Source organism: Cyanobium sp. PCC 7001 (genome assembly GCF_000155635.1).
Taxonomy (GTDB): Bacteria; Cyanobacteriota; Cyanobacteriia; order PCC-6307; family Cyanobiaceae; genus NIES-981.
The window spans coordinates 1,569,174-1,595,143 of sequence record NZ_DS990556.1 but is presented as its reverse complement, the minus strand read 5'-3'; the positions used below and the strand labels follow the sequence as shown (position 1 = coordinate 1,595,143).

The following is a 25,970-nucleotide window of genomic DNA, read 5'->3' as shown; positions in this document are numbered from 1 at the left end:
AACTTACTGGGGTTGGAAGGTGTCCTTCAGGACCGTGCGGGCCGCCAGCTGACGGCGGGTCTGGTCGAGCAGTTCGAATTCCTGCCGCAGCCGCTCACCGGTGTCGGTGAGCTCCAGCAGGGCCTGCTGGTGATCGGCAACCGGACCTCCCAGGTGGGATCCGATCCAGAACGAGAGTTCCCGTGGCAGATCGGGCAGATCGCTCGGCAGTGCGGCGGGTTTCCCCACCAGTTTCGCGGTGAGCTCAACGACATCCCGCAGGGCCTGGTTCACGGATGTGGCCAGGCTCTGCAGCTCTTCGGGGGAGTCGGGAACGGCGTCCTCGATCCAGCTGACAAGCCCGACGCGGTACGGGGCCTCCCGCACGATGTCCAGCACTCGGAAGCGCTGCTGGCCCATGGTGACGATGTTGCTGCGATCGTCGTCCTGGGTCTGGCAGTGGATGATCTCGGCGCAGCAGCCGATGCTGGCCATCGCCTTCTGCTTCGGATCCCAGCGCACCACGCCGAAGCGTCGGTCTTCCGCCATTACCGTCTGCAGCAGCATGCGGTAGCGCGGTTCGAAGATGTGGAGCGGGAGCACTTCCTGGGGGAAGAGCACCACATCGGGCAGGGGAAAGAGAGGCAGCTCCCTTACGGCCAGTTCACCCATGGCTTGCTGAGGAGTTGCCAGGCCATTCTAGGAACAGCGCCAGCTGGCCGGGACTGGCGCACCCCTGAGCCTCGTTCGGGGCTGGGCGGGTCCTGCGTGACGGATCAGAGCCTGATGGATCAGGGGGCTCTGAATCAGAGCTTGACTTCGATGTCGACGCCGCTGGGGAGATCCAGTTTCATCAGGGCATCGATCGTCTTGGCCGAGGGGCTGTAGATGTCGATGATGCGGCGGTGGGTGCGGGTTTCGAAGTGCTCCCGGGAATCCTTGTCCACGTGGGGCGAGCGCAGCACGCAGTAGATCTTGCGCTTGGTGGGCAGCGGAATCGGGCCGATGGCCGTGGCGGCGGTGTGGTCAGCCGTCTCGATGATTTTCTCGCAGGAGAGATCCAGCATGCGGCGATCGAACGCCTTCAGGCGAATACGGATCTTCTGCTGGGCGATGGCGGTGGACATGGGAAGGGTCTGGACGCCGGGGTGGCGTGAAATCGAAGAGATGGTGGGCCGGGTGGCTCGCTTGGGCAGGAACCCGGGTTGTCAATGTTCTCGGAGCCTGGTTCTCGGAGACTGGCTGCTCCGGGCTGGACCGGAGGCTCGCGCCCCGATCCCCAGGATCACGCCAGACACGGAATCCCTCTGGAGATCCGCTGGCAGGGCTGCCGGAGAGGAATGGAGGCTCGCCCCCATTCCTCGACCTTAGGTGACGATCAGGCGATGATCTTGGACACCACGCCGGCACCGATGGTGCGGCCGCCCTCACGGATGGCGAAACGCATCCCCTGCTCGATGGCCACGGGGCAGATCAGCTCGCCGGTCATCTTGATGCGGTCCCCGGGCATCACCATCTCCACGTTGGAGCCGTCGTCGGCGGTGAAGGCGGTGATCTGGCCGGTCACATCCGTGGTGCGGATGTAGAACTGGGGCCGGTAGCCGGCGAAGAAGGGGGTGTGGCGGCCGCCCTCTTCCTTCTTGAGCACGTAGACCTCACCCTCGAACTTGGTGTGGGGGGTGATCGAACCGGGCTTCACCAGCACCATGCCGCGCTCGATGTCCTCCTTCTGGATGCCACGGAGCAGCAGACCCACGTTGTCGCCGGCCATGCCCTCGTCGAGCAGCTTGCGGAACATCTCCACACCGGTGACGGTGCTCTTGCGGGTGTCCTTGATGCCGACGATCTCGATCTCCTCGCCCACTTTCACCTTGCCACGCTCGATCCGACCGGTGGCCACGGTGCCGCGGCCGGTGATCGAGAACACGTCCTCCACGGCCATCAGGAAGGGCTTGTCCACTTCCCGCTCGGGCTCGGGGATGGAGGCGTCGACGGCATCCATCAGCTCGGCGATCTTGGCCTCCCACTCGGCATCGCCCTCGAGGGCCTTCAGACCCGACACCTTGACCACGGGGATGTCGTCACCCGGGAAGTCGTAGCTGCTCAGCAGCTCGCGCACTTCCAGTTCCACCAGCTCGAGGATTTCCTCGTCATCCACCATGTCGCACTTGTTGAGGGCGACGACCAGCGCAGGCACACCCACCTGCTTGGCCAGCAGGATGTGCTCCTTGGTCTGGGCCATCGGACCGTCCGTGGCGGCCACCACCAGGATGGCACCGTCCATCTGGGCGGCACCGGTGATCATGTTCTTCACGTAGTCCGCGTGGCCCGGGCAGTCCACGTGGGCGTAGTGGCGGTTGTCGGTCTCGTACTCGACGTGGGCGGTGTTGATGGTGATGCCGCGCTCACGCTCCTCGGGAGCACCGTCGATCTGGTCGTAGGCCTGGGCCTTGGCGAAACCCTTCTTGGCCAGCACGTTGGTGATGGCAGCGGTGAGGGTGGTCTTGCCGTGGTCAACGTGGCCGATCGTGCCGATGTTGACGTGGGGTTTGTTCCTTTGGAACTTCTCGCGAGCCATGGGAGGAAAGAATCGGGGGGGTTAGGTGGGTACGAATGAGGATCAGGACTTGCCCTGATTCTTGGAGATGATGGCCTCGGCCACATTGCGAGGTACTTCCTCGTAGTGGCTGAATTCCATCGAGAAGATACCCCGACCCTGGGTCATGGATCGGAGCTGGGTGGCGTAGCCGAACATCTCGGCCAGGGGCACCTTGGCCTGGACCTTGGACTGTCCATCGTCGATGGATTGTCCTTCGACCTGGCCGCGGCGGGACGAGAGGTCGCCGATCACCGAACCGAGGAAATCCTCGGGGATCTCGACCTCCACCTTCATCATCGGTTCAAGCAGCACGGGATTGCACTTCTTGACCCCGTCCTTGAAGGCCATGGAGCCGGCGATCTTGAACGCCATCTCCGAGGAGTCGACGTCGTGATAAGAGCCGTCGACCATGGTGACGCGCACATCGATCATCGGATAACCCGCAATCACGCCGGATTCGCAGGTCTCCTTCATGCCGGCTTCGGCCGGACCGATGTATTCCTTGGGAACGACGCCGCCAACGATCTTGTTGACGAATTCGAACCCTGAGCCCGGCTCGCCGGGCTCCATCTCGATCACCACGTGGCCATACTGGCCCTTACCGCCGGTCTGGCGGGCGAATTTACCTTCGCCCTTGGCGCTGGCGCGAATGGTTTCCCGATAGGACACCTGGGGAGCGCCGATGTTGGCCTCCACCTTGAATTCGCGCAGCATGCGGTCTACCAGGATCTCCAGGTGGAGCTCGCCCATGCCGGCGATCACGGTCTGGTTGGTTTCCGGATCGGTGGAGACGCGGAAGGTGGGGTCTTCCTCCGAGAGGGACTGCAGGGCTTTGGAGAGCTTGTCCATGTCGCCCTTGGTCTTGGGCTCCACAGCCACAGAAATCACCGGCTCCGGGATGTAGAGCGATTCCAGGATGATGGGGTCGCTGTCCACGCAGAGCGTGTCACCGGTGGTGGTGTCCTTCAGACCGAGGACGGCGCCCAGATCACCGGCACGCAGTTCGTCGACTTCCTCACGGTCATCCGCCTTGAGAACGATCAGACGGGAGATGCGCTCCTTCTTGTCCTTGGTGGAGTTCAGCACGTAGCTGCCCTTCTGCAGCACGCCGGAGTAGATGCGCACGAAGGTGAGTTTGCCGAACGGATCGGCCATCACCTTGAAGGCCAGGGCGCTGAAGGGAGCGCTGTCGTCGGCGGGACGCAGCGCTTCGGTGCCGTCTGGCAGCAGGCCCTGGATCGGGGGCACGTCCACAGGTGCCGGCAGGTAATCCACCACCGCGTCCAGCAGGAGCTGAACCCCTTTGTTCTTGAAGGCCGAGCCGCACAGCATGGGCACCAGGCCATGCTTCAGCACGCCCTCGCGGATGCCGTTGCGGAGTTGCTCCTCGCTGAGCTCGCCGGTTTCGAGGAACACCTCCACGAGATCTTCGTCCGTCTCGGCGACCGACTCCATCAGCTTGTTGCGCCATTCGGCCACCTCATCGGCCATCGAGGCCGGCACATCGGTTTCCTCGATGTCCTTGCCGAGCTCATCCTTGTAGATGAAGGCCCGGTTCTTCACCAGATCGATGATTCCGCTCAGCTCGCCCTCGGCACCGATCGGCAGCTGGATCGGCGCTGCATTGGCCTTGAGGCGGTCCTTGATCTGGCTGTAGACCTTCAGGAAGTCGGCGCCGGTGCGGTCCATCTTGTTGACGAACACCATGCGCGGCACCTTGTAGCGGTCCGCCTGGCGCCACACCGTCTCGGACTGGGGCTGAACACCGCCCACGGCACAGAAGACGGCGATCACGCCATCGAGCACCCGCATCGAGCGCTCCACCTCGATGGTGAAATCGACGTGCCCCGGGGTGTCGATGATGTTGATGCGGTGATCCTTCCAGCTGGTGGAAATGGCCGCTGCCGTGATCGTGATGCCCCGTTCGCGCTCCTGCGCCATCCAGTCGGTCACGGCGGCACCGTCGTGCACCTCACCGATCTTGTGCACCACACCCGAATAGAAGAGGATCCGCTCGGTGGTGGTGGTTTTGCCCGCGTCGATGTGGGCGGCGATGCCGATATTTCTGACGCGTTCCAGTGGAAAGGCGCGAGCCACGGGGGATGTCTCCGAAAGGTCTACAAAAAGCAGTCGATACTGTACTGATCAGCCTTGGGCTGATCGTGCCCCGCCGGTGGGGCAGCCGGGATCAGTAGCGGTAGTGCGCAAAAGCCTTGTTGGCTTCGGCCATCTTGTGGGTCTCTTCCCGCTTGCGCACCGCGCTGCCGGCTTCATTGGCGGCATCCATGAGCTCGCCCGCCAGCTTCTGGGCCATGCTGCGGCCGTTGCGGGCTCTGGAGAAATTCACCAGCCAGCGCAGGGCCATGGCCGTGCCCCGCTCCTGGCGCACCTCCATCGGCACCTGGTAGGTGGCACCACCCACCCGGCGGGCCCGCACTTCCACCAGGGGCGTGGCGTTTCGCACAGCCGTTTCGAACAGCTCCAGGGGATCGGAGCCGGTGCGCTCGTTGATCAGGGCGAAGGCGTCCGACAGGATCCGCTGGGCGGTGGACTTCTTGCCGTGCTTCATGAGCCGGGCCACGATCATCGAGGCCAGACGGCTGTTGAACTGGGGATCGGGAAGGATCGGGCGCTTTTCGGCAGCGTTGCGGCGGGACATCGGAATTGCGAGGTGCTTGGGAAGACTTGGTCATCCAGGGGCCTGACCGGCCCGGAGCCGGACCTGAGGCCTGACCTGGAGGCAGGTTCAGGATTTCGGGGTCTTGGCGCCGTACTTGGAGCGGGCCTGGCGGCGATCCTTGACGCCAGCGGTGTCCAGCGTTCCGCGGATGATGTGGTAACGCACGCCGGGGAGGTCCTTGACCCTGCCGCCCCGGATCAGCACCACCGAGTGCTCCTGCAGGTTGTGGCCGATGCCGGGGATGTAGGCCGTCACCTCGAACCCCGACGTGAGGCGGACCCTCGCCACCTTCCGCAGGGCCGAGTTCGGCTTCTTGGGGGTGGAGGTGTACACGCGGGTGCACACACCACGGCGCTCGGGACAGGAACGCAGGGCCGGCGATTTCGTCTTTCGTGTCAGACGTTGCCGTTCAGTGCGGATCAGTTGCTGGATAGTGGGCATCGAGGGCCGGAGAACACAGGTCGGACGTCCGACCGATTTCGACAATCCGTCACCTTACTGGGTCGCCTGCCGCCCCTCCTTGCCCCGGCTGAAGGCCGACCCGCAGGCGCAGCTCACCACCCCTTCGCCCGGCAGCACCAGAAAGCCCCCCCCGCTGAGATCACCGCGGTAGTCGAGGGTGAGGCCGGTGAGCAGCTCCAGCTGTTCGGCCGGGGCATAGAGCGTCACGCCGTCGGCACGGGCGATGGGCACCCCCGCCAGGTGGCCGGGCCGCACCCGGATCGTCCACCGCTCGCACCCCCCCTCCACCAGATCCAGGTGGACCAGTCCGGGTGTGCCCGCCACGGCGGCCTGGCGGCCCAGCTCAGCGGCCGCGCTGGCTGAAAGGCGCAGACTGTGGCCCTTCGGCATGGGGCTGCGGGGAATGGCTCGCCGATCCACTGTGGCACCACAGCAGGCAGGCTCCACCTCCCGCCTGGCCGGCGAACCGGCCCTCAGGGCACCAGGCCGACCCCGTTGTGCACCGATCCGGCCACGCCGCGGCCCTTGACCTGGTGACTCCCCCCCAGCACCAGGCCGGTGGAACTGCCGCCGTCCAGGTTGAGGGCGTCCCGCAGCCCCAGAGCCCGGAGCAGCTGGGCGGCCTGGCCCAGCGTGGGCCCGCTGCCGTTGACGCCCTCCAGGGTGATCAGCCACACCTCGCGGCCATCGCTGCCCAGCACCGTGCGGGGGGCCCCCTGCCGCAGGAAGCTGGCACTGAAATTCTCGGCCGCTCCATTGAGGGTGATCCGGCCGCCCTGCAGCAGCAGAGGGCCACCGCCGATCACCTGGTTCATGCTGCCCAGCGCATTGCTGGGCCGGCTGCTGAGCTGCAGGCGGCTGCCGGGCCCCCAGGGCAGCCCGACGCCGCCGCGGCCCACCAGCAGGGTCTCCCCCGGGCGCAGGGGAATCCCCTGGGCGAGTTCCGCGCTGGCCAGGCTGCGGCTCACCACACCGTCGCTGCCGAGCAGCAGCCCCGTCTCCGAGCCACTCAGCGCCCGGTAGAAGGGCCCCCAGTCCGCCGTGTAGCGACTCACGCCCCGCTGCACATAGCCACTGTTCACCACCACGATCGGCAGGCGGGCCCGGTCGGGCCCGATCACCCACTCCTCCAGGAGCAGACGGCCGAAGCTGGGCACCTCCCTGCCGTTCCAGGCCGCCACGCCGCGGTTGAGGATCGGTCCGGACATCCAGCGGCCATCCACCTTGAGGGCCCCGAGCGGCAGGCGCCGCACCCGGTTGAAATACCCCCCGTTGATCGCCACCAGGGCCCGGGTCTGGCCGGCGAGCTGCACCAGGGAGGTGAGCCCCTCCATCGAGCCGGGCCGCACCAGTGGCCGCAGCTGCAGGGGAGCGGTGCGGGGATCGATCCGCACCGCGTTGATCCGCACCCCATCGCGCACGAGGCGATCCCAGCGCAGGGTGCGCCCGATCATGGCCTGCACCTCCGGGCTGATCGGCGCCGGCGCGATTGGGCCGCTGTCCCCCTCGGCGGGGATGTCGATCACCAGGCGGTTCGGATCCCCCAGGGTGAACACCTTGCTCACCGGTCCGCGGCGGGGCCGTACCGCCAGCCCCCGCCCGGAGCCCTGCACCACAAGCCCCAGGTTGCGAAGCTCCTGCACCTGGGCGGGGCTGGCCTGCACATCCAGCAGAAGCTGGGCACCGGCACTGCGCACCAGGGCCGGACGGCCCAGGTCGAGCACCAGGCGCCGCGCTCCCGGTTGGTTGCCGCTGCGCACCTGCAGCACCGGGGCAGCGGCCAGGTTGAGCGACAGTTGGGCGCCCCGGGCCTCCGTCTGCACCCCCACGGCGGAGAGCAGCGGCAGGGCATCCACCGCCACTTCGTCGTCGAGGCTGCGCTGCCGGGCCGGGGGCACCAGCAGGGGCCGGCCGAACCATTCCAGATCGAGGCTGCCGTCAGGGCGGCTGCGGCTGCTCACCCCCAGCTGGTTCTCCAGCACCTCCAGAGGCAGCCAGAGCTGGCGCGGCGGGCCGTCCGCAGGGCCGATCCAGAGCCAGCGGGCCTGCTGGGACTGACCATTGATGCTGATGCCGGTGCCCTGGCGCTCGCCGCCGCCCAGCTGTTCGGCCATGGAAGGGGAGCCCGTCGCCGGCGGCGGTGGGGGCGGCAGCGGCATTCTCGGGGCGGCGGCAGCGGCGATGGGCGGGAGCGCAGTCGCCAGCATCAGCAGCCCCCCCCTCAGCAGGTGGGCGCCCCGCCTCTGAGCGCGGAAGCGCAGGTTCGCGGCGGCGGTCGATGGCGACAGGGAATCTCTCGCTCCGACGGAACCCATCCCAGCCGTGCAAACCCGCTGACGCTAGCCGTGCTCCGGGGATACCGATCCCTAGGATCAGGCTCACTGTTTCTGAAGGCTCGACGGCCGCAGATCCCTGCCGGGACCCTGCAGCCATGGGGGGCCCGCTGACACCAACTCCAGAATCCCGGGCTATGCCTCGTCCCACCCGCCCCGTTTGGCCGCACTGCGACAGCCCTGCTCCTGAGGCCGTGGCCGGGGAACGGGATGCCTGCGGCGTGGGATTCCTCGCCTCCCTGAAGGGAGAACGCAGCCACTGGGTGCTGCAGCAGGCCCTCCGCGGCCTCGACTGCATGGAGCACCGCGGCGGCTGCGGCGGCGATGGTGACTCCGGCGACGGCGCTGGAGTGCTCTGCGGCATTCCCTGGACCTACCTCGAGGCGGTGTGGCCAGCCGCTGCGGACTCCGTGTCCCAGCATCGCGGTCTGGGGATGGTGTTTCTTCCCGCCGCTGCCGAACGCCGGGATGAAGCGCGCCGGTTCTGTGAAGCCGAGGCGGCTCAGCTGGGTCTGCGCTCCCTCGGCTGGCGCCCCGTGCCGGTGGATCCCAGCGTGCTCGGGCCCATGGCGCGCTCCACGGCCCCTGTGATCGAGCAGTGGCTGCTGGCGGCCGACGTGCATGGCGACGCCCTCGAAGGCCTGCTGTTCCGCCTGCGGCGCCGCTGCGGCGATCGGGCCCGCGAGACCTGGGGCCCGGGCGCGGGAGACCTCTATTTCGCCTCGCTCAGCAACCGCACCGTGGTCTACAAGGGCATGGTGCGATCCGAGGTGCTGGCGGCGTTCTACGCCGATCTGCGCGACACGCGCTTCGCGGTGAGTTTCGCCGTGTACCACCGCCGCTTCAGCACCAACACCCTGCCCCGCTGGCCCCTGGCCCAGCCGATGCGCCTGCTCGGCCACAACGGGGAGATCAACACCCTGCTGGGCAACATCAACTGGGCCAAGGCCTCGGAAGTGAATCTCGAAGCGGTGTGGGGCCACGCGGCCGACGACCTCCGCCCGGTGGTGAACGCCGCCTTCAGCGATTCCGCCAACCTCGATGCCACCCTCGAGCTGATGGTGCGGAGCGGGCGCCCCATCACCGAGAGCCTGCTCACCCTGGTGCCCGAGGCCTTCCGGGATCAGCCGGAACTGGCCGACAAGCCCGAGATCCAGGCCTTCTACGAGTACTCCGCCTGCACCCAGGAGCCCTGGGATGGCCCCGCGCTGCTGGTGTTCGCCGACGGCCGCAGCGTGGGGGCCACCCTCGACCGCAACGGCCTCAGGCCGGCCCGCTACTGCATCACCAGCGATGGCTTCGTGGTGATGGGTTCGGAAACCGGGGTGGTGGACCTGGTGGAGAGCAGCATCGTCGAGAAGGGCCGTCTGGGTCCCGGCCAGATGCTCGCGGTTGACCTGGAGCAGTGCCGCCTCCTGCACAACTGGGACGTGAAGCAGGAGGTGGCGAGCCGCCACCCCTACGGAGCCTGGCTCGCCGAGCATCGCCGCACCCTGCTGGCCCAGCCCTGGGAGGACCAGCGCCAGCTCGACGACCTGGAACTCCTGCAGCAGCAGACGGCCTTCGGCTTCACCGCCGAGGACCTCGATCTGGTGATCGAGGACATGGCCGGCGCCGCCAAGGAGCCCACCTACTGCATGGGTGATGACATCCCCCTGGCGGTGCTCTCCAGCAAGCCCCACCTGCTCTACGACTACTTCAAGCAGCGTTTCGCCCAGGTCACCAACCCGCCGATCGACCCCCTGCGGGAAAAGCTGGTGATGAGCCTGGAGATGCATCTGGGCCGGCGCGGGTCCCCCCTGCGTCCGGAACCGGCCTCGGCCGCGGTGCTCCATCTCTCCAGCCCCATCCTCAACGAAGCCGAACTGGAGGCGGTGGGGCAGCAGGGGCTCCCCAGCACCACCCTCAGCACCCTGCTGTCGATCGAGGATGGTCCGGCGGGGCTGGAGGGGGCGATCAACCGGCTCCGCAGCGAGGCGGAAGCGGCCGTGCGCGGGGGCAGCCAGATCCTGGTGCTCTCCGACCGCGGCATCAACGCCACCACCACCTACATCCCGCCGCTGCTGGCGGTCGGTGCGGTGCATCACCACCTGCTGGCCCTGGGCCTGCGGCTGCAGACTTCCCTGGTGGTGGACACGGCCCAGTGCTGGAGCACCCACCATCTGGCCTGCCTGATCGGTTTCGGCGCCAGCGCCGTGTGCCCCTGGCTCACCTGGGAAACCACCCGCCACTGGCTGGCCCACCCCAAGACCCAGAAGCTGATCGAGCGGGGCAGGCTGCCCGAGCTCACGGCAGCCCGGGTGCAGGCCAACGTGCGCAAGGCCCTGGAGGATGGTCTGCGCAAGATCCTCTCCAAGATCGGGATCTCCCTGCTGGCCAGCTACCACGGGGCCCAGATCTTCGAAGCCATCGGCATCGGCGCCGACCTGATCGATCTGGCCTTCCGCGGCACCACCAGCCGGGTGGCGGGCCTGAGCCTGGCGGATCTGGCCAGCGAGACGCTCAGTTTCCACGCCAAGGCGTTCCCGGAACTGAACCGCACCAAGCTCGAGTTCATGGGCTTCGTGCAGTACCGCACCGGCGGTGAGTTCCACCTCAACAGTCCCGAGATGGCCAAGGCCCTCCATGCCGCTGTCGCGGCGGGCCCCGGCTATGACCACTTCTCCACCTACAAGACGCTGCTGGAGCACCGGCCAGTGACGGCCCTGCGCGATCTGCTGGAGCTCAGGCCCGCCGCCACGCCCCTGCCCCTGGAGCAGGTGGAGAGCGTGGAGAGCATCTGCAGCCGCTTCTGCACCGGCGGCATGAGCCTCGGCGCGCTGTCGCGGGAAGCCCATGAGGTGCTCGCCGTGGCGATGAACCGCATCGGCGGCAAGAGCAACAGCGGCGAGGGGGGAGAGGATCCAGCCCGCTTCCATGTGCTTCAGGACGTGGACGCCGAAGGCCGCTCCGCCAGCCTTCCCACCATCCGCGGCCTCCGCAACGGCGACAGCGCCTGCTCCGCGATCAAGCAGATCGCCTCCGGCCGCTTCGGGGTGACGCCGGAATACCTCCGCAGCGGCCGGCAGCTCGAGATCAAGGTGGCCCAGGGGGCCAAGCCCGGAGAAGGCGGGCAGCTGCCCGGACCCAAGGTGGATCCCTACATCGCCTGGCTGCGCAACAGCAAGGCGGGGGTGGCCCTGATCTCCCCTCCTCCCCACCACGACATCTATTCGATCGAGGACCTGGCCCAGTTGATCCACGACCTGCACCAGGTGCACCCCGCAGCCAAGGTGAGCGTGAAGCTGGTGGCCGAGATCGGCATCGGCACGATCGCCGCTGGCGTGGCCAAGGCCAATGCCGATGTGATCCAGATCTCCGGGCACGACGGCGGCACCGGCGCCTCCCCGCTCAGTTCGATCAAGCACGCCGGTACCCCCTGGGAGCTGGGCCTCACGGAGGTGCACCGGTCCCTGCTCACCAATGGCCTGCGGGATCGGGTGCTGCTGCGCGCCGACGGGGGCCTCAAGACCGGCTGGGACGTGATCATCGCCGCCCTGCTCGGGGCCGAGGAGTTCGGCTTCGGGTCGGTGGCGATGATCGCCGAGGGCTGCATCATGGCCCGCGTCTGCCACACCAACAACTGCCCGGTGGGGGTAGCCACCCAGAAGGAGGCCCTGCGCCAGCGCTTCACCGGACTGCCCGAGCATGTGGTGAACTTCTTCCTCTACGTGGCCGAGGAGGTGCGTCAGCTGCTGAGCGTGCTGGGCGTTGCGCGCCTGGAGGACCTGATCGGTCGCACCGAACTGCTGCAGCCGCGGGATGTGCCCCTCACCAAGACCCGCAGCCTCGATCTCTCCTGCCTGATCGATCCGGTGGCGGATCCAGCCGACCGCTCCTGGCTGCTGCATGAGCACGATGCCCACGGCAACGGCCCCATCCTCGAAGACACCCTCCTGGCCGATGCCGCCGTGATGGCGGCCATCGAAGGCCACGGCACCGTGGAGCGCAGCCTGGCCATCGTGAACACCGACCGCAGCGTCGGGGCGCGCCTGGCCGGAGAGATCGCCGCCCGCCACGGCAACAGAGGGTTCCAGGGGCAGCTGGATCTCACCTTTAGCGGAGCCGCAGGGCAAAGCTTTGGCGCGTTCCTGCTGCAGGGCATGAACGTGCGGCTGATCGGTGATGCCAATGACTACGTGGGCAAGGGCATCAACGGCGGTCGCGTCACGGTGGTGCCCCAGGCGGGCAGCAGGGATCCCGGCTCCCAGGTGATCCTCGGCAACACCTGCCTCTACGGAGCCACCGGAGGGGAGCTGTTCGCACTCGGCCGCGCCGGTGAGCGCTTCGCCGTGCGCAACAGCGGGGCCCGGGCGGTGGTGGAAGGCACCGGCGATCACTGCTGTGAATACATGACGGGCGGCATCGTGGTGGTGCTGGGCAGCACCGGCCGCAACGTGGCCGCCGGCATGACCGGTGGTGTGGCCTTCCTGCTGGATGAATCCGGCGGCCTGGCCGATCGCCTCAACCCCGAGACCGTGACCCTCTGCGACCTCACGACGCCGGAGCAGGACGAGCTGCTGCGGCCCCTGCTCGAGGCCCATCTCCAGGCCACGGGAAGCACCAAGGCGGCCAGCATCCTGGCGGACTGGTCCAGCTGGAAGTCACGCTTCAAGGTGCTGGTGCCGCCCAGTGAGAAGGAGACGGTGGGCCTGGTGGAGCGGGAGGCGGTGGCGGTGGGGTGAGCCTGCCCCACCGCTCATCGAGCTTTCCACAGAGCCTTCCGTCGACTGCAGGGACTGGCCTCGATCTCAGCCGAGATCTCAGCGAGGATGCAACTGCATCAGCCTGCGGACCTCACCGGCGTGATAGCTGCTGCGGGTGAGAGGGCTGCTGACAACCTGCAGAAAGCCAAGCTGGTCTTCTCCGTAGCGCCTGTAGCTCTCGAACTGCTCCGGTGTCACGAAGCGGTCCACCGGAAGATGCTTGGGGCCGGGTGAGAGATATTGCCCGATGGTGATGATGTCCACGTGGTGATCATGCAGGTCGTTCATCACGCTTTGAATCTCCCCATCGTTCTCACCAAGTCCCGCCATCAGGCCGGATTTGGTGTAGGCGCGGGGCCAGTGGTCGTGCACGCGTCGGAGCAGCTCCAGGGATCGCTGGTAGATCCCCTGAGGCCGTGCCTTTCGGTAGAGCCTGGGCACGGTCTCGATGTTGTGGTTGAGCACGTCCGGTGCGCCCGCCATCACGGCGGCGAGGGCCTCCCAGTTGCCGCAGAAGTCCGGGATCAGCAGCTCGATGGTGGTGCCTGGCGACCGTTGCCGCACCTGCTCCATGCAGGCCACGAACTGGCTTGCGCCACCATCGGGGAGGTCGTCGCGGTTCACGGAGGTGATCACCACGTGCTGGAGCCCGAGCCGGGCCACCGCCTCGCCCAGCCGTTCGGGCTCCGTGGGGTCAAGGGCGCGCACGCTCTTGTCGAAATCGATGTCGCAGTAGGGGCAAGCCCGGGTGCAGCCCGGTCCCATGATCAGGAAGGTGGCCGTACCCCCCGCAAAGCATTCACCGATGTTGGGGCAGCTCGCCTCCTGGCAGACGGTGTTGAGCTTCAGGTCCACCAGCAGGTCGGCGACGGCGCCGATCCGTTCCCGCTGGGGAGCCTTCACACGCAGCCAGTCGGGCTTCAGCACGGAATCGGGAACAATCGGGCGGCCAGGGTCTTCACGGCTGCTCAGCCTACCCAGCCGCTCTCTGAACTCTGCGGCGCTCAGGCGGCACAGGCGCGAGGCAGAGCAGCAGGGAGGCACGCCCTCCCATCCCCTAAAGTCGCGCCATCGGGATGTAGCGCAGCTTGGTAGCGCACTTCGTTCGGGACGAAGGGGCCGCAGGTTCGAATCCTGTCATCCCGATTCTCCTCCAATCGCGGCCAGCTGCCGGCTTGCGGCTCGAGGTTTCACACGCCCTCCACCCGGGGGCAGAACCTTCGCCGCGGCCCAGCCCAGCGGCTGCTTGCAGCGCTCAGCTCAGCTCCGCACCGGGATAGCCACGGGGCGTGACCATCCGTCCGTCCTGGCTGTAGCTGCTGCTGTTGCCGATCAGCACCAGCGTCAGCATGTCCACCCGCTCCACCGGAAGTGCGCCGAGGCTATGGAGGGTCACGGATTCCTCCGGGCGACCCAGTTGCCGTGCCAGCACCACGGGGGTTTCCGGGCTCCGGGCTTCCAGCAGCAGGGTGCGGGCCCGCTCCAGTTGCCAGTGGCGATCGCGGGAGCGGGGGTTGTAGAGAGCCACCACGAAATCCCCTTGAGCGGCGCTGCGCAGCCGCTGTTCGATCACATCCCAGGGCGTCAGCCGATCGCTGAGGCTGATGGTGCAGAAATCGTGCATCAGCGGCGCCCCGGCCCGCGCCGCCGCCAGCTGCAGCGCCGAGATTCCCGGATGCACCAGGAACTGGGGCCGGGCGTTCCCGGGCTGTTGCAGCCAGAGCTCCAGGGCGAGCCCCGCCATGGCGTAGATGCCGCTGTCGCCGGAGGAGACCAGGGCCACCGCAACGCCCTGGTTCGCCAGCTCCAGGGCCTGCCGGCAGCGTTCGCGCTCCTGGGTGAGCTGGCCGTCGAGGCGCGCCTGATCGGGCCGGCGCAACGGCTCCAGCAGATCGAGATAGAGGCTGTAGCCCACCCACACCGTGGCCTCGGCCAGGGCCAGGCGGGCATCGGGGGTGAGCAGATCCAGGCGTCCCGGCCCGCTGCCCACCAGATGCAGCGTTCCGCGGTGGGGGGCCTGCTGCTCGGCGGCGATCGCCACGGCCACGGTGGCCGCACCGGATTCCTGATCGGCCGCACGTTCGATGGTTTTCGGCACCAGCAGCCGCGATCCCGAGCCCGCTGCAATCAGTGCAGCGGCCTCGGCCACGCTGGCGGTTCCCATCTCCGCCTCCACCACCGCCGAGGGGTTGGGCACGGGAATCCGGCGCAGCTCCGAGGCAGGAAGCCAGCGCAGCGGCCATTGGTGGCTGGCCGCCAGTTCGAGCAGGGCGGGCTCATCGGCCTTGCGATCGATGCTCGCCAGGCCGGCCACCGCTTCCGGCGCCAGGCTCGCGTCCTGCAGTGCCCCGCTCACCAGACGCTCCAGCACGGACAGGCTGGTGTGGCGTTCACAGCCGATGCCCAGCCAGAGACAGGGGGGATGCCAGCGGCAGCCGGGGCCTTGCTCGGCCGTGATGAACAGCGTGGCACCGTCGCCGCGGGACTCCGAACCCACTGGCGGCAACGTCTGGCTTGCCGCCAGCTCCCGCCAGCGTCTGCTTCCCGCGCTCTGATGGATGGCCAGCCCGGCGGGATCGCGGGCGGCCTGCTGCATCAGTCGATTCCAGTCGCCATCACGGCCCCGCCGCCAGCCCCAGCGTTCCCCGAACCGGTCGAGGGCCAGGGTGCCGAGGCCGCTGCTGCTGCCGGTGCTCACCACCGTCGCGTCCAGCAGGGCGGCGACTCGCCGCGCCAGGTCCTCCCCCCCGGCGGCATGGCTGCCCAGCAAGGGCACCACAAAGCGGCCGCGGGGGTCGAGCACCACCACGGCGGGGTCGCTCGCTTTGCTGCCGAGCAGCGGAGCCAGCAGCCGGATCACCAGCCCGCAGGCACCCACCACCACGAACCCGCCCGCACGGCTCCAGTTGCGCTCGAGCACGCTGCGGGCATCCTCCGCTTCGGTGCCGGAACCGGAGCCGCTGGCCACGCGGTGATCAAGCACGCCCGCGCTCTGCAGGCGCTGCAGCACGGGTTCTCCGGCGGGACTGAAACTCAGGCCCCAGACCGCTCCGGTTGTCATGGGGCCGCTCATCGGGCCCAGCGCCCGCGCAGACCGCTCAGGACTCCCTCACGCCTGGGCTGGATCAGGGTGCCATCCGGGTTCACCTGGTCCCGGGCGCTGCCCTCAGCACCGCTGGACGGCAGGTTCGCCTCGCGCGGCTCCACAGCCGAGGGGCTGATCGGCTCTGGCTTCTCAGGCTCTGGCTCGCCTGGCCCTGGCTCGTCGCCCGGGTCGGCCATGCTGGCCTCAGCCCCGCTGCCAGCCGCTTCTGGGTTCGCCGAAGGCAACTGGCCCTCCTGGGGAACGTCCTGGGGCCCTCCCTCCTGGGCGTCTTCCAGGTCTGCCTCCTCGCCGGGCCCAGCCATCGGCGGCGTCTCTCCATCGGCCGTCGCATCGCCTGTCTCATCGCCTGTCGCATCGGCCGTCGGATCGCCTGTCGCTTCAGCTGTCCCAGGGGCCGTCGCCGCGGGGGGCGCCTGGTCCGCTGAGGGCGAGGTCAAGGAAGAGTCGGAGCGGGATGTCGGCGCGCTGCTCTGCGGCGGGGCCAGCGGGCGTTCCCCCAGCACCAGAGCCTGCTGGTCGGGGCTCAGGGGCCCGGCGGCCCAGGCCGGCAGGGGTGCCTTCGCGTCGATCCACACTTCCCGCACCACGCTGTTGAACGGTGGGTTCAGGGGAGCGCCCTGGGCATCGACCAGTTCCATCAGCACCGTGTTGGATCCGCTCTTCCAGCCCCTGAGCCAGAGGGGGGTGTTCTCATCCACCAGAAAGCTGTCGCCGTTCACCGTGATCCGCAGGCGCCAGCCGTCATCACCCTCACGCAGGCCTTGGAGGGGGGCATCGCGCAGCAGCCAGTCGATCAGCACCGGCTGGCTGGAGCTCAGGGCCTCCGGGCTGGCCGGGATCAGCTGGGGGGTGCCAGGCGCGGGCACGCCGAGCGGATTGGGCGCCACACGATGCACCCGGATCTGGTCGCTGGCGTCACCGGCCTTGACGGCTTCCCCCCAGGGCCTGGCGGCATACACCGTCACCCGGTGACTGCCGGGCTCCAGGGGGGGCAGGGTCAGGCTGAGGCGCACTTCCCCAGGCGCGGTGGCTGGGGGCTGCGTTGCAGCTGGGGCGGGCCCGGTGATCCGCCGGGGGGCCTGCTGATCAATCTGCACCACCAGATGGGGCCCGAGGCCCAGATCGCCGGCGTCGACCAGGGGCCAGTCCTGAACCTCGAGCTCCAGGGTCCAGTCCCCGCCGGGCAGCACCTGCCCATCGGCTGGGCCCAGGATCCTCAAGCGGGGCTGGCGCTGCTGCAGGCCGGCTCGCAGCTGGCCCACCCCTGCAGGAGGCGGCACTTCCTGCAGGGCTCCGGCCGGTGGTGTGGGGAGGACCGACCCCGCCGCCGTGCTCGAAGCTGGGTCCGAGCGCCGGCAACCGCCTGGAAGCCAGGCCAGCAGAAGCACCAGGCACAGGACCGTCAGCCGTCGGCCCAGGCCGGCAGGTCCAGGCCCGAGCCGCGGATTCGCGCCGCCAACCGCCCTCACCCGCCGCTGCTCCCTTGCTGGATGGCGGCATTCTGCTGGCTGGCGTGAAGCCCGGGAGCCTGTGTCACCGGCCCATCTCTAAATTTTCGGGAATGATGTAACAAAGTGCCTTGAAAATGCTGTGATCCCTTGTCGCTTACTCCCAGTCAGACCCCAGTGCTGGCCTGGGAAGCTGACGGATTGAACCTTTGTAACTGGCCGCCCAGGGCGGATCAATTTGGCCCCTATAGTGCCGCCAGCGGTCCCCTATCTGGGGCCCAAAGCCCCAGCCACAGCAGTCGGTTTCGCGGATTCCGCGAGTCCTGATCTCAGGCTGGAGCCCATGGCCTTGCCGGCTCCGGTCGGCCTGCGCCATGGGGCCCACTGACACCGTGCTCCCGTCTCGGCGGTTGCCGCTGTCTCCAGGGGTGGACCACCACCTCGACCCCGTCCCTCGAGGAACGTCTCGATGACCATCAGCCCACCAGAGCGTGGGGAAAAGGCCAAGGCCATGGTCGACCGGAACCCCGTTCCGGCCACGTTCGAGCTTTTCGAAAAGCCCGGACACTTCGACCGCAGCCTGGCCAAGGGTCCCAAAACCACAACCTGGGTTTGGAACCTCCACGCCAACGCTCACGACTTCGACAGCCACACGAGCGACCTCGAAGAGGTCTCTCGCAAGATCTTCTCGGCTCACTTCGGCCATCTGGCCGTCATCTTCATCTGGTTGAGCGGTGCCTTCTTCCACGGCGCCCGCTTCTCCAACTACACCGGCTGGCTGGCCGACCCTCTGCACGTCAAGCCTTCAGCCCAAGTGGTCTGGCCGATCTTCGGCCAGGAAATTCTCAATGGTGATGTGGGTGCCGGCTTCCACGGCATTCAGATCACCTCCGGCCTCTTCCATGTGTGGAGGGCCTGGGGTTTCACCAGCGAGTTCCAGCTCCTCTGCACCGCCATCGGTGCCCTGGTGATGGCTGGCCTGATGCTGAATGCCGGCGTCTTCCACTATCACAAGGCCGCACCGAAGCTGGAGTGGTTCCAGAACGTTGAGTCCATGCTCAACCACCACCTGGCTGGCCTGCTGGGCCTGGGCTCCCTGTCCTGGACCGGGCACCTCCTTCACGTGTCCCTGCCCACCACGGCCCTGATGGATGCCATTGATGCCGGCCAGCCTCTGGCCCTCAACGGCAAGACCATCGCCTCCTACGCCGACATCCCCCTGCCCCACGAGTTCATCAACCAGGACGTACTGGCGCAGCTCTATCCGGGATTCGGCGCAGGCATCTCCGCTTTCTTCACCGGCAACTGGGCGGCCTACAGCGATTTCCTCACCTTCAAGGGTGGTCTGAATCCTGTGACCGGCAGCCTCTGGATGACCGACATCGCGCATCACCACCTGGCGATCGCGGTGCTCTTCATCGTGGCCGGCCACATGTACCGCACCAACTGGGGTATCGGTCACAGCCTCAAGGAGATCCTGGAAGGTCAGAAGGGTGATCCCCTGCTCTTCCCGGCTCCGAAGGGTCACGACGGCCTGTTCGAGTTCATGACCACCAGCTGGCATGCCCAACTCGGCGTGAACCTGGCCCTGCTCGGCTCGCTGACCATCATCGTGGCGCATCACATGTATGCGATGCCGCCCTATCCCTACATCGGGATTGATTACCCCACTCAGCTGTCACTGTTCACCCACCACATGTGGATCGGTGGCTTCCTGATCGTGGGTGCCGGTGCTCACGCCGCCATCGCCATGGTGCGTGACTACGACCCCGCCAAGCACATCGACAACGTGCTGGACCGAGTGCTCAAGGCCCGTGATGCCCTGATCAGCCACCTCAACTGGGTGTGCATCTGGCTGGGCTTCCACAGCTTCGGCCTCTACATCCACAACGACACCATGCGTGCCCTGGGCCGTCCCCAGGACATGTTCAGCGACTCGGCGATTGCCCTGAAGCCCGTGTTCGCCCAGTGGATCCAGGGCCTCCACGCCGCTGCCGCCGGCAGCACCGCTCCCAACGCCCTCGCCGGCGTGAGTGAGGTGTTCAACGGTGCCGTGGTGGCGGTCGGCGGCAAGGTCGCTGCTGCGCCGATCCCCCTGGGTACGGCGGACTTCATGGTCCACCACATCCATGCTTTCACGATCCACGTCACCGTGCTGATCCTGCTGAAGGGTGTGCTGTATTCACGCAGCTCGCGTCTGATCCCCGACAAGGCGAACCTCGGATTCCGCTTCCCCTGCGACGGCCCCGGCCGTGGCGGTACCTGCCAGGTGTCGGCCTGGGACCACGTGTTCCTGGGTCTGTTCTGGATGTACAACTCCCTGTCCATCGTGATCTTCCACTTCTCCTGGAAGATGCAGAGCGATGTGTGGGGCACCGTCAACGCCGACGGCACCGTCCAGCACATCACCAACGGCAACTTCGCCCAGAGCGCCATCACCATCAACGGTTGGCTGCGTGACTTCCTGTGGGCTCAGGCCGCACAGGTGATCAACAGCTATGGCTCGAGCTCCAGTGCCTATGGCCTGATGTTCCTGGGTGCCCACTTCGTCTGGGCCTTCAGCCTGATGTTCCTCTTCAGTGGCCGCGGCTACTGGCAGGAGCTGATCGAGTCCATCGTCTGGGCTCACAACAAGCTGAAGGTGGCGCCGGCCATCCAGCCCCGCGCCCTCTCCATTACCCAGGGCCGTGCCGTGGGTGTCGCCCATTACCTGCTGGGCGGTATCGCGACCACCTGGTCCTTCTTCCTGGCCCGCATCATTGCGGTCGGCTGACCTTTCCTGACCTTTCCCAATGGCAACGAAATTTCCTTCGTTCAGCCAGGGTCTGGCACAGGACCCGACAACCCGCCGTATCTGGTACGGCATTGCCACGGCTCACGACTTCGAGAGCCACGACGGCATGACCGAGGAGCGGCTTTACCAAAAGCTGTTCTCCACCCACTTCGGTCACCTGGCCATCATTGGCCTCTGGGTTTCGGGCAACCTGTTCCATATCGCCTGGCAGGGCAACTTTGAGCAGTGGGTCACCGATCCTCTGCATGTCCGTCCCATCGCTCACGCGATCTGGGACCCCCACTTCGGCCAAGGAGCCATCGCCGCCTTCACCCAGGCCGGTGCCTCCTCCCCGGTGAACATTGCGTACTCCGGCCTGTACCACTGGTGGTACACGATCGGCATGCGCACCAACGCCGAGCTCTATCAAGGGGCCATCTTCATGATGATCCTCTCGGCCTGGGCTCTGTTCGCCGGCTGGCTTCACCTCCAGCCCAAGTTCCGGCCTTCCCTGGCCTGGTTCAAGAACGCTGAGTCCCGCCTGAACCACCACCTCGCGGTGCTGTTCGGCTTCAGCTCCATCGCCTGGACCGGTCACCTGGTCCACGTGGCCATTCCTGAATCCCGTGGTCAGCACGTGGGTTGGGACAACTTCCTCTCGGTGCTGCCGCACCCTGCGGGACTGGCCCCCTTCTTCACCGGCAACTGGGGCGTCTACGCCCAGAATCCCGACACCACCTATCAGGTGTTCGGCACCGCTGAAGGCTCCGGCACGGCGATCCTCACTTTCCTGGGTGGTTTCCACCCCCAGAGCGAGGCCCTCTGGCTCACGGACATCGCCCATCACCACCTGGCGATCGGCTGCCTGTTCGTGATCGCGGGTCACATGTACCGCACCAACTTCGGTATCGGCCACTCGATCCGCGAGATCCTCGACGCCCACAACCCTCCCGCCGGCACTCCCGGTGATCTGGGTGCGGGCCACAAGGGGCTCTACGACACCATCAACAACTCGCTCCACTTCCAGCTGGGTCTTGCCCTGGCGAGCCTCGGTGTGGTGACGAGCCTGGTGGCGCAGCACATGTATTCGATGCCGTCCTATGCGTTCATCGCCAAGGACTACACGACGCAGGCTGCCCTTTACACCCACCACCAGTACATCGCCATCTTCCTGATGTGCGGTGCCTTCGCCCACGGTGCGATCTTCTTCATCCGTGACTACGACCCCGAGGCCAACAAGAACAACGTTCTGGCCCGGATGCTCGAGCACAAGGAAGCGATCATCAGCCACCTGAGCTGGGTCTCCCTGTTCCTCGGTTTCCACACCCTGGGCCTCTACGTCCACAACGACGTGGTCGTGGCCTTCGGCACTCCCGAGAAGCAGATCCTGGTGGAGCCCGTGTTCGCCCAGTTCGTGCAGGCGGCGAGCGGTAAGGCCATCTACGGCATGAACGTGCTGCTGGCCAATCCCGACAGCCTGGTGAGCAATGCCCCTGGCCCCGGCGCCGTCTGGCTGCCCGGTTGGCTCGATGGCATCAACGCCGGCGACAACTCCCTGTTCCTGCAGATCGGTCCTGGTGACTTCCTCGTTCACCACGCGATCGCGCTGGGTCTGCACACCACCACCCTGATCCTGGTGAAGGGTGCCCTGGATGCCCGGGGTTCCAAGCTGATGCCCGACAAGAAGGACTTCGGCTACTCCTTCCCCTGCGACGGCCCCGGCCGTGGTGGTACCTGCGACATCAGTGCCTGGGACGCCTTCTATCTGGCTGTCTTCTGGGCTCTGAACACGGTTGGTTGGCTCACCTTCTACTGGCACTGGAAGCACCTCGCCATCTGGCAGGGCAACGTGGCCCAGTTCAACGAATCCAGCACCTATCTGATGGGCTGGTTCCGCGATTACCTGTGGCTCAACAGCTCCCAGCTGATCAACGGCTACAACCCCGCTGGTTCCAACAACCTGGCGGTCTGGGCGTGGATGTTCCTGTTCGGCCACCTCGTGTGGGCCACCGGCTTCATGTTCCTGATCTCCTGGCGTGGTTACTGGCAGGAGCTGATCGAGACCATCGTCTGGGCTCACCAGCGCACCCCGCTCGCCAATCTGGTGGGCTGGCGCGACAAGCCTGTGGCTCTCTCGATCGTTCAGGCCCGCGTGGTTGGTCTGGCTCACTTCACCGTGGGTTACTTCCTCACCTATGCGGCCTTCCTGATCGCCTCCACCTCCGGGAAGTTCGGCTGAGCCGAACCGCCTGATCCAGCCTCACTCGAGGGACCTCCAGCACCCCGGCATCGCCGGGGTGTTTTTTCTTGTCTGGGCTACAACAGCTCTGGGCTAAAACAGCCTCGACGCCCCAGGGGAGACCCCATCGCCATGTCCTCTGTGCCCGTTGCCACCGGAGCGCTTCTGGTGGCCCTCGGCGTTCTTCCCGGTGCCTGGTTGCGCTTCCGGGTGGTGAACCATCTCGAACCGATGCTGCCCCGCAAGCACTGGGGCACCTTCGGGGTGAACATGGCGGCCTGCTTTGCGCTGGGTCTGCTCGTGGCCATGCAGCAGAGCTGCGGTGGCGCCGGTCAGCGCACGCTGCTGCTGATGGGCACGGGATTCCTGGGGGGATTCAGCACCTTTTCCTCCTTCGTGGCCGAGCTCTACGTGGTGCTGTGCCAGTGCCACTGGGCCGAGGCGGTGCTGCTGGCGTCGGGCTCGGTGCTGGGAGGCCTCCTGGCCATGCAGCTGGGCCTGTTCATCGGTGGCCTGCCATGAGGCCTCCGCTGCGCCGGGAGCTGGCTGACCTGGTTCTGCTGGCGGCTGGAGCGATCCCGGGGGCCTTGCTGCGCTGGCAGCTCGATGGGCTGGCCGCAGCCAACACGGGCCCCTACGCGGGGCTGCTGCAAGCCTCGCTGCTCGCCAATCTGGCCGGTTGCCTTCTGATCGGCCTGCTGATCGTTCAACCGCCCCAGCGTGCCCGGCTGTACCTGCTCGCTGGCATCGGGTTCTGCGGCAGTCTCACCACCTTCTCCTCCTGGATGCTGGCGCTGGCCCGGCGACTCTCCACCGGCGAGTTGCTTGCCGCGGCCGGGGTGCTGCTGGTGAGCCTGTTCGGTGGCCTGGCGCTGGTGGCGCTTGGGGCCTGGCTGGGCAGGCAACTGTGGAGACAAGCGTCGCCCTGAGCGGGCAGGTGCGGTGGGCTTCAGGGGGCCTGGAGGTAGTTCTGCCGCACGTAGGACCAGTCTTCACAGCGGAGCTCATTGCCGTCGGTCTGGCCCCGCTCCCCGTGCAGGCATGACACCACCGCCTCGTGCCCCTGGAGCAGGCCACGGCTTCGCTCCGCGCTGAGCCGCGCCTGCAACTGGGGAGTGTCCGGCGACGGTGCTGCCGTGCCGCCCCCGGAGTTCGCCGGCGGCAGGGAGGGAGCCGAGGGGGGCTCGGGAACGGTCGAGGGCTGGCTGCCGCAGCTCCCCAGCAGGATCGCCATGCCGAGCAGCAGGCCCGGCCCGCTGGTGATGGGGCTTCGCATGGCGTTCGGCTTCCACGGCAGCTTCCTCTCCATCCTGCCCCTGGCCGGATGCCGTGGACGGGATCGTCCATGAAAAAGCCCCGCGTTGGCGGGGCTGGCCGGCAGTGTTGGAAGGGGAGGAGGAGGGCCTCAGCCGACGCTCCAGACACCACCGGCGATGTTCACCAGCGGGGCCACCACGGCGGTGCCGGCGAGGAACCAGGCGAAGGCTGCGCCACCGCAACCGCCGAGCCAGAAGCCGCTGGCGAATTCGGCCCACCCGGCCTTGGTGAACAGGTCAGCCGGGGGGGTGTCGATCGTGGCATCAGGCGGCTGGACATTGGGGCCGGTGCCGGCCGTGCCGTAGATGGACAGGCACACCGTGAGGATCGACACCAGACCGATCGTGGCCAGCAGGCCCGCCGTGCTGGCGTATTCCGTGAGGCGGAGCGGACCGGTGATGGCGAAGGGGCCGTAGAGGAAGAAGCCGTGGGCCATGCCCACTTCCAGGCCGCGACGGTTGGGGGAAAGGGCCGGTCGGTAGGCCGGCAGGGCGTTCAGGAAGGCCTTGGTGAAGTAGCTGCTGTTGACGGGGGTGGCCAGATTGCCGACACAGGGGTCGGCCACGGGGGTCACGGTCATGGGGGTGGAAGCGAGGGTGATGAAAGGGGCGCGGACACTCCGGGAGGAGTGAGTTCAGTCGCGGGCCTCGATCACGTTGAACAGCAGGGCCATCGCCACGGCTGGGCCGAGGATCCCGACAAGGGGCACAAACACCGAGGGCATCCAGGCGGCAGCGAATTCTCCAGTCATGGCGCAGGCCAGTAGCAACCGCCGGTACTGTAAGGATCGTTCCCAGGACAGCCTTCTCGGGCTGGAGCTGGCGACATAAAAGTTCAATCCATGCCTCCCTCCAGCCTGGGCGCCGCGGCGGCGGTTCTGGCCCTCCTCTTCTGGTTGCTGCGTCGCCGGCGGCCCGCCGTGGTGCTCCGCTCCACCGATGCCTCCGCCGTGGCGGCGCTCAACCGGGCCCAGATGACGGAGTCCGCTGCTGCGGACCAGGCTGAACGTGGAGTCCGGGCACGGCAGGATCCGGGTTCTGATGGTCGCGCCGGCGACCTGGAGACCGCCGAGGCCTGGCCACAGCCCTGGCGTCCACCGGACCTCCATGAGCGCGGCCGGGTGCTGCGCGATCTGCACCAACGCCTCCGCGGTGATGACGCGACCCGCCTCACCGCCATGCGGGTCGCCCGCCTCTGGGGTGATCCCTGCGTGGTGTCCCTGCTCAGGCGGGGGCTGCGGGACCCGGACCCCGCCGTGATGCGTGAAGCCGCGCTGGGACTGGAACGGTTCCGGGGGCGTACGGCGGTGCCTCAGCCGGCCGATCCAGCGCCGCCGCTGCCGCGCAATGTGGCCCGCACCCTGTAGATCGGCCGCCCCTGGCTTTCGTGATAGGTGCGCATCTGCACCTCGGCCAGCAGGCCGAAGCAGAACAGCTGCACGCCGGCGAGCACGCTGATCAGGGCCACCAGCAGCAGCGGGCGGTCGCCGATCTCCGCGCCCAGCACCAGCTTCTCCACCACCAGGGCGGCGGTGAACAGCAGCCCCAGCAGCATGGCCGCCAGGCCGCCGAAGCCGAACACGTGCATGGGGCGGGTGAGGAACCGCTTCATGAACCACACGGTGAGCAGATCCATCAGCACGCGGAAGGTGCGATCCAGGCCGTACTTGCTGCGGCCGAAGCGGCGGGCGTGGTGGTTCACCTGCACCTCGCTGATCCGGGCTCCCTCGATGAAGGCCAGCGCCGGCAGGAAGCGGTGCAGCTCGCCGTAGAGGTTCAGGTCGTCCACCACCTCGCGGCGGTAGGCCTTCAGGGAGCAGCCGTAATCGTGCAGGCGCACGCCGGTGACCCGGGCGATCAATCGGTTGGCCAGGCGGCTGGGCAGCAGCCGCCACAGGGCGTGGTCCTGCCGCTGGTGGCGCCAGCCGCTCACCAGGTCGTAGCCCTGATCCAGCCGTTCCAGCAGCACCGGAATGTCGGCCGGATCGTTCTGCAGGTCCCCGTCCAGGGTCACGATCACCGCACCGCGGCTGGCATCGAAACCTGCGGCCATGGCGGCCGTCTGGCCGTAGTTGCGGCGCAGCAGCACCACCACCAGCTCCGGCACGACCTCACTGAGGCGGCTGAGCACGGCGGCGGTGCCATCGGTGGAGCCGTCGTCCACCACCACCAGCTCATGGGCCAGGCCGAGCGGGCGCACCGCCTTCAGCACCTGCTCCACCAGCAGCGGCACGCTCTCCTCCTCGTTGTAGAGGGGCACCACCACCGAGAGATCCATTGCCACAGGCCC

21 protein-coding genes and 1 tRNA gene are annotated in these 25,970 nt (G+C 67.4%); 7 read left to right on the top strand and 15 right to left on the bottom strand.

The window, feature by feature from the left end; genetic code table 11:
- Window positions 1-3: 3 nt before the first annotated feature.
- The 8 genes from CPCC7001_RS07990 to CPCC7001_RS07955 all read right to left on the bottom strand — a co-directional run bounded on the left by CPCC7001_RS07990 (window position 4) and on the right by CPCC7001_RS07955 (window position 7,834).
- A complete protein-coding gene (locus CPCC7001_RS07990; RefSeq protein WP_006910507.1) occupies window positions 4-651 on the bottom strand; it encodes an LON peptidase substrate-binding domain-containing protein in 648 nt (215 codons plus the stop codon).
- Window positions 652-785: 134 nt separating this feature from the next.
- Complete coding sequence (gene rpsJ / locus CPCC7001_RS07985) at window positions 786-1,106, bottom strand: 30S ribosomal protein S10 (RefSeq protein WP_006910513.1); 321 nt, start codon at window positions 1,104-1,106, stop codon at window positions 786-788.
- A 251-nt stretch (window positions 1,107-1,357) separates the two neighbouring features.
- Window positions 1,358-2,557 (bottom strand): elongation factor Tu, encoded by a 1,200-nt coding sequence (tuf, locus tag CPCC7001_RS07980; RefSeq protein ID WP_006910634.1) that lies wholly within the window; start codon window positions 2,555-2,557, stop codon window positions 1,358-1,360.
- Between the two features lie 42 nt (window positions 2,558-2,599).
- Window positions 2,600-4,675 (bottom strand): elongation factor G, encoded by a 2,076-nt coding sequence (fusA, locus tag CPCC7001_RS07975; RefSeq protein ID WP_006909985.1) that lies wholly within the window; start codon window positions 4,673-4,675, stop codon window positions 2,600-2,602.
- A 91-nt stretch (window positions 4,676-4,766) separates the two neighbouring features.
- Window positions 4,767-5,237, bottom strand: coding sequence for a 30S ribosomal protein S7 (gene rpsG / locus CPCC7001_RS07970; protein ID WP_006911809.1), 471 nt, complete (start codon window positions 5,235-5,237; stop codon window positions 4,767-4,769).
- An 87-nt stretch (window positions 5,238-5,324) separates the two neighbouring features.
- Window positions 5,325-5,699: a 30S ribosomal protein S12 gene (gene rpsL, locus CPCC7001_RS07965; protein ID WP_043368803.1), complete on the bottom strand. Its 375-nt coding sequence runs from the start codon at window positions 5,697-5,699 to the stop codon at window positions 5,325-5,327.
- A gap of 54 nt (window positions 5,700-5,753) precedes the next feature.
- Entirely contained in the window at window positions 5,754-6,110 is a 357-nt protein-coding gene (locus CPCC7001_RS07960) for a hypothetical protein (protein ID WP_006911817.1), read from the bottom strand.
- An 83-nt stretch (window positions 6,111-6,193) separates the two neighbouring features.
- Complete coding sequence (locus CPCC7001_RS07955) at window positions 6,194-7,834, bottom strand: phosphodiester glycosidase family protein (protein WP_006909315.1); 1,641 nt, start codon at window positions 7,832-7,834, stop codon at window positions 6,194-6,196.
- 356 nt (window positions 7,835-8,190) lie between these two features.
- Between CPCC7001_RS07955 and gltB the strand changes: the two genes are divergently transcribed.
- Window positions 8,191-12,777: a glutamate synthase large subunit gene (gltB, locus tag CPCC7001_RS07950; RefSeq protein ID WP_043368799.1), complete on the top strand. Its 4,587-nt coding sequence runs from the start codon at window positions 8,191-8,193 to the stop codon at window positions 12,775-12,777.
- Window positions 12,778-12,855: 78 nt separating this feature from the next.
- On the opposite strand, the gene lipA is transcribed toward gltB, so the two are convergent.
- On the bottom strand, window positions 12,856-13,725 hold the full coding sequence (gene lipA / locus CPCC7001_RS07945; protein WP_006909816.1) for a lipoyl synthase: 870 nt from the start codon (window positions 13,723-13,725) through the stop codon (window positions 12,856-12,858).
- A gap of 145 nt (window positions 13,726-13,870) precedes the next feature.
- Between lipA and CPCC7001_RS07940 the strand changes: the two genes are divergently transcribed.
- A tRNA-Pro gene (locus CPCC7001_RS07940) sits at window positions 13,871-13,944 on the top strand.
- Window positions 13,945-14,053: 109 nt separating this feature from the next.
- On the opposite strand, the gene cobJ is transcribed toward CPCC7001_RS07940, so the two are convergent.
- Both cobJ and CPCC7001_RS07930 read right to left on the bottom strand, forming a co-directional pair.
- Complete coding sequence (gene cobJ / locus CPCC7001_RS07935; RefSeq protein WP_043368798.1) at window positions 14,054-15,859, bottom strand: precorrin-3B C(17)-methyltransferase; 1,806 nt, start codon at window positions 15,857-15,859, stop codon at window positions 14,054-14,056.
- Between the two features lie 8 nt (window positions 15,860-15,867).
- On the bottom strand, window positions 15,868-17,166 hold the full coding sequence (locus tag CPCC7001_RS07930) for a hypothetical protein (RefSeq protein WP_006910337.1): 1,299 nt from the start codon (window positions 17,164-17,166) through the stop codon (window positions 15,868-15,870).
- A gap of 655 nt (window positions 17,167-17,821) precedes the next feature.
- Between CPCC7001_RS07930 and psaA the strand changes: the two genes are divergently transcribed.
- From psaA to CPCC7001_RS07910, 4 genes are all read left to right on the top strand, one after another.
- A complete protein-coding gene (gene psaA, locus CPCC7001_RS07925) occupies window positions 17,822-20,125 on the top strand; it encodes a photosystem I core protein PsaA (RefSeq protein ID WP_006909907.1) in 2,304 nt (767 codons plus the stop codon).
- A 19-nt stretch (window positions 20,126-20,144) separates the two neighbouring features.
- A complete protein-coding gene (gene psaB, locus CPCC7001_RS07920; protein ID WP_006910911.1) occupies window positions 20,145-22,364 on the top strand; it encodes a photosystem I core protein PsaB in 2,220 nt (739 codons plus the stop codon).
- A gap of 132 nt (window positions 22,365-22,496) precedes the next feature.
- Window positions 22,497-22,886, top strand: coding sequence for a CrcB family protein (locus CPCC7001_RS07915; protein ID WP_043368797.1), 390 nt, complete (start codon window positions 22,497-22,499; stop codon window positions 22,884-22,886).
- Window positions 22,883-23,293, top strand: coding sequence for a CrcB family protein (locus CPCC7001_RS07910; RefSeq protein ID WP_006909212.1), 411 nt, complete (start codon window positions 22,883-22,885; stop codon window positions 23,291-23,293). The genes CPCC7001_RS07915 and CPCC7001_RS07910 overlap by 4 nt, the downstream gene beginning before the upstream one ends.
- A 20-nt stretch (window positions 23,294-23,313) precedes the next feature.
- Here CPCC7001_RS07910 and CPCC7001_RS07905 read toward each other — a convergent pair whose 3' ends face one another.
- From CPCC7001_RS07905 to CPCC7001_RS07895, 3 genes are all read right to left on the bottom strand, one after another.
- Window positions 23,314-23,640, bottom strand: coding sequence for a hypothetical protein (locus tag CPCC7001_RS07905; RefSeq protein WP_156796726.1), 327 nt, complete (start codon window positions 23,638-23,640; stop codon window positions 23,314-23,316).
- 129 nt (window positions 23,641-23,769) lie between these two features.
- On the bottom strand, window positions 23,770-24,261 hold the full coding sequence (locus tag CPCC7001_RS07900) for a photosystem I reaction center subunit XI (protein WP_006909724.1): 492 nt from the start codon (window positions 24,259-24,261) through the stop codon (window positions 23,770-23,772).
- A gap of 54 nt (window positions 24,262-24,315) precedes the next feature.
- Window positions 24,316-24,432, bottom strand: coding sequence for a photosystem I reaction center subunit VIII (locus CPCC7001_RS07895; RefSeq protein WP_006910603.1), 117 nt, complete (start codon window positions 24,430-24,432; stop codon window positions 24,316-24,318).
- A gap of 90 nt (window positions 24,433-24,522) precedes the next feature.
- Here CPCC7001_RS07895 and CPCC7001_RS07890 point away from each other — a divergent pair, with 90 nt between their 5' ends.
- Window positions 24,523-25,047, top strand: coding sequence for a HEAT repeat domain-containing protein (locus CPCC7001_RS07890; protein ID WP_043368794.1), 525 nt, complete (start codon window positions 24,523-24,525; stop codon window positions 25,045-25,047).
- Here CPCC7001_RS07890 and CPCC7001_RS07885 read toward each other — a convergent pair.
- Window positions 24,993-25,958 carry a glycosyltransferase family 2 protein gene (locus CPCC7001_RS07885; protein ID WP_006909116.1) on the bottom strand — a complete coding sequence of 322 codons (966 nt, stop codon included), beginning with the start codon at window positions 25,956-25,958 and terminating at the stop codon, window positions 24,993-24,995. The two genes, CPCC7001_RS07890 and CPCC7001_RS07885, sit on opposite strands and share 55 nt — an antisense overlap.
- Window positions 25,959-25,970: the final 12 nt, after the last annotated feature.

Excerpts from the sequence above, each read along its gene's own strand:
- CPCC7001_RS07990 (WP_006910507.1), bottom strand. The coding sequence starts at position 651 with ATGGGTGAACTGGCCGTAAGGGAGCTGCCTCTCTTTCCCCTGCCCGAT.
- rpsJ (WP_006910513.1), bottom strand. The coding sequence starts at position 1,106 with ATGTCCACCGCCATCGCCCAGCAGAAGATCCGTATTCGCCTGAAGGCG.
- tuf (WP_006910634.1), bottom strand. The coding sequence starts at position 2,557 with ATGGCTCGCGAGAAGTTCCAAAGGAACAAACCCCACGTCAACATCGGC.
- rpsG (WP_006911809.1), bottom strand. The coding sequence starts at position 5,237 with ATGTCCCGCCGCAACGCTGCCGAAAAGCGCCCGATCCTTCCCGATCCC.
- rpsL (WP_043368803.1), bottom strand. The coding sequence starts at position 5,699 with ATGCCCACTATCCAGCAACTGATCCGCACTGAACGGCAACGTCTGACA.
- CPCC7001_RS07960 (WP_006911817.1), bottom strand. The coding sequence starts at position 6,110 with ATGCCGAAGGGCCACAGTCTGCGCCTTTCAGCCAGCGCGGCCGCTGAG.
- CPCC7001_RS07955 (WP_006909315.1), bottom strand. The coding sequence starts at position 7,834 with ATGGCCGAACAGCTGGGCGGCGGCGAGCGCCAGGGCACCGGCATCAGC.
- gltB (WP_043368799.1), top strand. The coding sequence starts at position 8,191 with ATGCCTCGTCCCACCCGCCCCGTTTGGCCGCACTGCGACAGCCCTGCT.
- cobJ (WP_043368798.1), bottom strand. The coding sequence starts at position 15,859 with ATGACAACCGGAGCGGTCTGGGGCCTGAGTTTCAGTCCCGCCGGAGAA.
- psaA (WP_006909907.1), top strand. The coding sequence starts at position 17,822 with ATGACCATCAGCCCACCAGAGCGTGGGGAAAAGGCCAAGGCCATGGTC.
- psaB (WP_006910911.1), top strand. The coding sequence starts at position 20,145 with ATGGCAACGAAATTTCCTTCGTTCAGCCAGGGTCTGGCACAGGACCCG.
- CPCC7001_RS07915 (WP_043368797.1), top strand. The coding sequence starts at position 22,497 with ATGTCCTCTGTGCCCGTTGCCACCGGAGCGCTTCTGGTGGCCCTCGGC.
- CPCC7001_RS07910 (WP_006909212.1), top strand. The coding sequence starts at position 22,883 with ATGAGGCCTCCGCTGCGCCGGGAGCTGGCTGACCTGGTTCTGCTGGCG.
- CPCC7001_RS07905 (WP_156796726.1), bottom strand. The coding sequence starts at position 23,640 with ATGCGAAGCCCCATCACCAGCGGGCCGGGCCTGCTGCTCGGCATGGCG.
- CPCC7001_RS07900 (WP_006909724.1), bottom strand. The coding sequence starts at position 24,261 with ATGACCGTGACCCCCGTGGCCGACCCCTGTGTCGGCAATCTGGCCACC.
- CPCC7001_RS07895 (WP_006910603.1), bottom strand. The coding sequence starts at position 24,432 with ATGACTGGAGAATTCGCTGCCGCCTGGATGCCCTCGGTGTTTGTGCCC.
- CPCC7001_RS07890 (WP_043368794.1), top strand. The coding sequence starts at position 24,523 with ATGCCTCCCTCCAGCCTGGGCGCCGCGGCGGCGGTTCTGGCCCTCCTC.
- CPCC7001_RS07885 (WP_006909116.1), bottom strand. The coding sequence starts at position 25,958 with ATGGATCTCTCGGTGGTGGTGCCCCTCTACAACGAGGAGGAGAGCGTG.